The organism is Okeania hirsuta (assembly GCF_003838195.1).
Classification (GTDB): Bacteria; Cyanobacteriota; Cyanobacteriia; order Cyanobacteriales; family Microcoleaceae; genus Okeania; species Okeania hirsuta.
The window spans coordinates 1-1,475 of the sequence record NZ_RCBY01000573.1; the positions used below are offsets into that span (position 1 = coordinate 1).

Sequence of the window (1,475 nt, forward strand, 5' to 3'; positions counted from 1 at the left end):
TCTACGGAATTTTCCGCGAAGACTCATGTCTACTTGCCAGTTTTGTAGCTGTCCAGTTTGATCAGTGAAGCTAAGCAAGCCGGGATAGGCATCCTTGTTGCGCCGATTTTCCTGCAGACTGCTTAAATCAAAACTTAAGTTGATCTTTATAACTTCCTGATAATTAATGACATCAAAAATAGAATACTGCTGAGCCAGAAGCATAATTGGAAAGCGATAGTATACCCAATAGAATAGGGTAGAGGTTTGTAATTTTCGAGAGAGTTGGCATGCGGATGGCTTTTGTGTAACTAATCCCTGGCGCTGTCAGATTAGTTCATGATGCAAAATAGTCTGTAATCGGCTGTTAAACAGTTGGTTATGTTGACTTTGTTGCGTTCTAAAGATTTTATCAGGGCAAATTCTGATTTTAGCAAGGAAGCATTGAGCTGGTGGATAATTGGATGAGTAAATTTTTTTTGACAGGTAATCGACGTGGTTTTGGTGTAGGAATGGCCTGAGGATGGCAACAGCTTGATGTTAAGCGAGCATGGAAATTTTTGTCACTAGAAGGCCAGCATTTGGCGGAGATTCATTACGCTGAGATCAATATTGAATTTTGGGTTTTGCTGTAGATTTTAGAGGACTGATTCGGGATAGAAAGAAATATTAGAATATGAAGCCTATAATTAATCTTATGTTAAGTATGGTTTTTGAAATATCAACAATACCCCCTTCTGATCACTCCAGGTTCTGGAATGTTGATAATTAAGATTAACAGAAAACGCTGGGCGATTTTATGACTTACTATACAATTATTGAAGAAGCTGAAAGATAGAAAACATCCTAGTGCTAAAATCAGTAAATTTTTATAAAGCTAAAACAGATTGTCATGTCTTCAGCTTTAGTACGTCGCTTATTAACTGTAGAAGAATATCACCGTATCGGTGAACTTGGCATTTTACAAGGCCAAAGCCTAGAACTAATTAATGGAGAAATTTTAGAAATAAGTCCAGTAGGAAGTGATCATGCAAGTATTGTTGAGAAACTCAAGGATTTGCTAACCATTAAGCTATATCAACAGGCCATCGTTAGAGTGCAAAATCCTATCCATTTATCTAGGTATTCAGAACCAGAACCAGACCTGGCGATTGTGCAATATAGAGATGACTATTATCGTAAGGCTCACCCCACCCCATCTGACACAGTTGCTGTCATTGAGGTGGCTGATACATCCCTGGCGTATGATCTAGAAGTAAAACTACCATTATACGCTCAGCATGAGATCAAAGAATTTTGGTTAATCAATATTAGCCAACAGCAACTTGAAGTGTATACTCATCCTGCTGACGGGACTTACAAAATGCGTCAAATATATAATAACGACGATATCGTTACGCTTTCAGAATTTGATCTAGAGATTAAAGTTAGAGATCTACTCTAAGTCTGGTTCGTCGGAATCTGGACTTAAGAAAGGGAACTTAGCCATACCACAG

General features: G+C 38.1%; 2 protein-coding genes. One reads left to right on the forward strand and one right to left on the reverse strand.

Annotated features, from left to right (window positions below):
* Window positions 1–204: hypothetical protein (locus D5R40_RS38705; RefSeq protein WP_205127849.1), on the reverse strand; the 204-nt coding region annotated here is incomplete at its 3' end.
* A 667-nt stretch (window positions 205–871) separates the two neighbouring features.
* On the opposite strand from D5R40_RS38705, the gene D5R40_RS32940 reads away from it, so the two are divergent.
* The gene (locus D5R40_RS32940) at window positions 872–1,423 is read left to right on the forward strand and encodes a Uma2 family endonuclease (RefSeq protein WP_124155886.1); all 552 of its coding nucleotides are present in this window, start codon (window positions 872–874) and stop codon (window positions 1,421–1,423) included.
* Window positions 1,424–1,475 lie beyond the last annotated feature (52 nt).